Annotated in this window: 5 protein-coding genes; 2 read left to right on the forward strand and 3 right to left on the reverse strand. The window is 61.5% G+C overall.

What is annotated here, in order from left to right:
- Positions 1 to 411 precede the first annotated feature (411 nt).
- A complete protein-coding gene (locus tag HP499_RS21730) occupies positions 412 to 582 on the forward strand; it encodes a hypothetical protein (RefSeq protein WP_172326179.1) in 171 nt (56 codons plus the stop codon).
- Between the two features lie 27 nt (positions 583 to 609).
- On the opposite strand, the gene HP499_RS21735 is transcribed toward HP499_RS21730, so the two are convergent.
- From HP499_RS21735 to HP499_RS21745, 3 genes are all read right to left on the reverse strand, one after another.
- Positions 610 to 819: a hypothetical protein gene (locus HP499_RS21735; protein WP_309138435.1), complete on the reverse strand. Its 210-nt coding sequence runs from the start codon at positions 817 to 819 to the stop codon at positions 610 to 612.
- The gene (locus HP499_RS21740; RefSeq protein WP_172326180.1) at positions 809 to 1912 is read right to left on the reverse strand and encodes a YihY/virulence factor BrkB family protein; all 1104 of its coding nucleotides are present in this window, start codon (positions 1910 to 1912) and stop codon (positions 809 to 811) included. Before HP499_RS21740 ends, HP499_RS21735 begins: the two co-directional genes overlap by 11 nt.
- A 114-nt stretch (positions 1913 to 2026) precedes the next feature.
- Entirely contained in the window at positions 2027 to 3232 is a 1206-nt protein-coding gene (locus tag HP499_RS21745; protein WP_309138436.1) for an ROK family transcriptional regulator, read from the reverse strand.
- Positions 3233 to 3374: 142 nt separating this feature from the next.
- Between HP499_RS21745 and HP499_RS21750 the strand changes: the two genes are divergently transcribed.
- Positions 3375 to 3928, forward strand: a 554-nt coding sequence (locus HP499_RS21750; RefSeq protein ID WP_172326181.1) for a TIM barrel protein, incomplete at its 3' end; no start/stop codon positions are given.

A 3928-nucleotide genomic window follows, 5' to 3' on the forward strand; every position in this document is an offset into this window, starting at 1 on the left:
CGCTACGCGGAGCTCGTCCTCCCGTTCGCGTAACACGTGATCCTCCCGCGGATGCCCTAAGCTCCGCGGGAGGATCACTCCAAGAACAAGCGGGTTCCTGCCACGGTCACGGCGGGGGCCCGCTTTTTGGTGCCCTGTTTGTGTGTCCGTCCTGGCAGCGTGTACGGCCATCACCCACTTTGAATCCTGGACGGCCGGACACGCCGCAATATGGGTGTGTCGCGGCGCCTATGAGCTCCAAAGCAGGTGGTGGCGGTACACCGGGTTTGTGTCGGCTGTGAGTCGGCGAACGGGCAAGTGAGATAAAAGGTACACAGCTGAAACATTGCGTCGATGGGAGGAAACAATGCCCACCTACGCTGGTTTTACCTGGACAAAGAGGTCCACGAAAACCACTGAAAGGACACCACCATGATGCTCTTGAAGACCCTCAGCTTCTTCCTCGATGCCAGCGGCAGCCACAGCGGACCCTCCGGCGAATCCAGCCCCGATCACTCCCCCGCTGTTACCGTGCGCCTGACGTCCAGCGCATGGGAAGGTTGGTGGGACGACGCCGATCAGGGCTTCCCCGCAGAAGCCTGAACCGTCAGCTCCGGAGGCTTGTGCGGCTCAGGATGCCCGCGCCGCTAGCTGCATCTTGGCCTTCGGCAACCCGATAAAGGTGACCGATCCGCCGTCGTGCCCTTCCAATACGAGGCTGATGTTCCGTGAGCCTTCTTGAGGTTCCACGGAGCTGACCTGGAAAATCTCACCACCGATCCGGACGTTGTCGCCGCCCTTGATGGCCTTGAGCTTCTTGTGTTGCATATCAGTTCTCACGGCGACGATCTCCCTTGCTTGTCCGGTCCGGCTGGTCACCGTGATTTTCCCGGATTTCCTCGCCGTCCCGAATGACTTGGTCTTCCTTTTCCTGCATCTTGTCGCTCTTCTTGGTATCGCGCGGCGGGAGCTGGATGCTCTTTTCGGCTTCAATACCGCCCTGCAGTTGGCGCCCGCGTTCCATCTCGGCGTCAAACTCGGCACCGAACAGCAGGGACATGTTCAGGATCCAAAGCCACAGCAGCATGATGATGACGCCGGCCAGAGCGCCGTAGGTCTTGTTGTAGTTGCTGAAGTTGGCCACGTAGAAACCAAATCCCAACGACGCCAAGGCAAAGATCACCAGCGCGGTGAAGGAACCCATGCTCATCCACCGGAACTTGGGCTGCTTTACGTTGGGAGTGAAGTAGTAGAGGACTGCGATGATGGCCACCACGATCAAGATCAGGACCGGCCACTTGGCAATGTTCCAGACTGTCAGGGCCGCCTCTGACAGGCCAATGGCACCGCCGATGGCCTCTGCTACCGGGCCGCTCAGGACCAGCATGGCCGCAGCGATTGCGGCACCGACCACGGCAACGATGGTAACCGCGAGCATGGTTCCGCGCAGTTTGACGAACCCGCGGCCTTCATCCACTTCATAGACCCGGTTCATGGCCCTGCTGAAGGCTGTGGTGTAGCCGGACGCCGACCAGAGCGCCACCAAAATACCGAAAACCAAGGCGAGGCCGGCCGTATTTGACTGCGTCAGTTCCTCGATCGGCTGGCGCATGGCGTCCACACCCGGCCCCGGCGCGAACTGCTGAACGATGTCGAGCAACGCCGTGGTGGTGCGTCCGGCGTCGCCGAAGATGCCAATCAGCGAGACCAACGCCAAAAGCGCAGGGAAAAGGGAGAGCACAGCGTAATACGTCAGGCCGGCTGCAGCATCGGGACACTGATCCTTGGTGAACTCCCGGAGCGTCCGCTTGGCGATGTACATCCAAGTGGGCTTGACGAGATCGTTGGGGCTGTCCGGCTTCCGCGAATCTTCCGGGGAAGGGGCGGTCTGCTCCTTGGCTGTGCTGGTGTGGGCTGAGTCTTGTGTAGTCATGGGGCACTCGTCCGTGGGGTTGGTTTTCGCGAACAACTGACTCATCAATAGTAAGCATGCTGATGAATGATGCGAAAGAACCCACGCCGAATTGCCGCCGATCCATAGGCGAAACTAGGCCAGCTTGCTCGCCAAAAGGAACTCGAACGGCGACTCAATGACCGACCTGATGACCTGTCCGGCAGCCCCAAGAAGGGTGCCGGAGTGCTCCAAGCTGGAAACACCCAGGCTATCCGGCTCCAGGAGCCCCGGCGCATAGCGCTCCAAGCTCATAAGCAACGCCGGCCTCAGCCACTCTGCCAGCAAGGCAAAGTGCCCACCGAGGACTACGGCGTCAATGTCCATCAAGCGGGCCGAGGAGGCGAGCGCGACGCCCAAGTACCGCCCGGCGTCGTGCACTGCCTTCAGCGCGCCGGGATCCCGGGCGGCGAGGGCGGCCAGGAGCTGCTCCGTCCGATCTGCCAGTGAGCCGTCAGGGATATTGGCGGCGTCGAAGATTGCCTCTTGGCCGGCGAAAGTTTCCAGGCACCCCGCCCCGCCGCAGGAACACTCCGGCCCCTCCGGATGGACAACAATATGGCCCAGTTCGCCCGCCGATCCCCCGGGGCCCACATAGAGGTCGGAGCCAATAATGACACCGCCACCAACACCTACTTCGCCGGAGACGTAGAGGAAATCTGCGGGCCCCCCGCCGTACCAAAGTTCGCCGAGGGCAGCACTGTTGGCCTCGTTGGACAGCCGGACGCCAAGGGGCGCACCCTCAAGCAAGGAACCGGGCTGCAATTGCTCGTTTTCCCAGTGGAGGTTGGGGGCGGACAGGACCATGTTCCGCTGCTCATCCACCAGGCCCGGGACGGCCAGGCCTCCACCAAGGATGGCCACGTTTTCGACTGCCGCTGCGGCAACCGCTTCAGCCACCAAACTTCCCAGCCGCTGCATGACCTCTTGGGGTGCCATGCCCCGGTTCCGCGATTCCACAATGGAATGGAAGCGGAGATTACCGCCCAGATCCACCAACCCCACGGCAAGGTAGTCAACGTTGATTTCCATGCCCACCACGCCGCGTCGCGAACTGAGCTCCAGCCCCTGGCCAGGCCTTCCCCGCTCTCCATCGCGGTAGAGGCCCACTTCGGAAACAAGGCCCGACTCCACCAGATCCGCCACGAGGCTGGAGACCGCCGCCTTGGTAAGACCCGTTCCGGCTGCGAGTTGCGCACGGCTGGGCTTGGCATCGCCGGTCCGGGCAATGGAGTCCAGGACCAGCGAAAGATTTCGACGGCGGACATCGCCTACGCGGCCGGGCGCTGCTGACTCGTTCACTGGCGTGGGACTCCCTGCGGATTTGAAAAATTGTTGCTGGCTTCCATTGACCATGATCCATCATCCCCCATATAGTTCAGATTGAAAACTAATTGGAGTGCTTTTCTACGCCTCCTTCCCCAGTGCTTTGCAAAGGAGCAAAATGACCCCGCAGCCCACCCCGCAGGACCGCTTCACCTTCGGCCTCTGGACCGTCGGTTGGACCGGCGCCGATCCTTTCGGCGTCGCTACCCGCCCGGCCCTTGACCCGGTGGAAGCAGTGCACAAGCTCAGCGAGCTTGGCGCGTACGGCATCACTTTCCACGACAATGACCTGATTCCTTTTGATGCCACCGCATCCGAGCGCGAGCTGATCCTCAAGAACTTCAAGGCAGCCTTGGCTGAGACCGGCCTGAAGACACCCATGGTCACCACCAACCTGTTCAGCCACCCCGTCTTCAAGGACGGCGGCTTTACCTCGAACGATCGCTCCATCCGCCGCTTCGCACTGAGCAAGATCCTCCGCAACATCGATCTCGCCGCCGAGCTTGGCGCCGAGACGTTCGTGATGTGGGGCGGTCGCGAAGGCAGCGAATATGACGGTTCCAAGGACCTCTCGGCAGCACTGGACCGCATGAAGGAAGGCGTGGACACCGCCGCCGGTTACATCAAGGAAAAGGGCTACAACCTCCGGATCGCACTGGAGCCGAAGCCGAA

Origin of the sequence: Paenarthrobacter sp. CM16 (assembly GCF_013179505.1) — a bacterium.
Classification (GTDB): domain Bacteria; phylum Actinomycetota; class Actinomycetes; order Actinomycetales; family Micrococcaceae; genus Arthrobacter.

Coding starts and splice junctions, on each gene's coding strand:
- HP499_RS21740 (WP_172326180.1), bottom strand. CDS start 1,912: ATGACTACACAAGACTCAGCCCACACCAGCACAGCCAAGGAGCAGACC.
- HP499_RS21730 (WP_172326179.1), top strand. CDS start 412: ATGATGCTCTTGAAGACCCTCAGCTTCTTCCTCGATGCCAGCGGCAGC.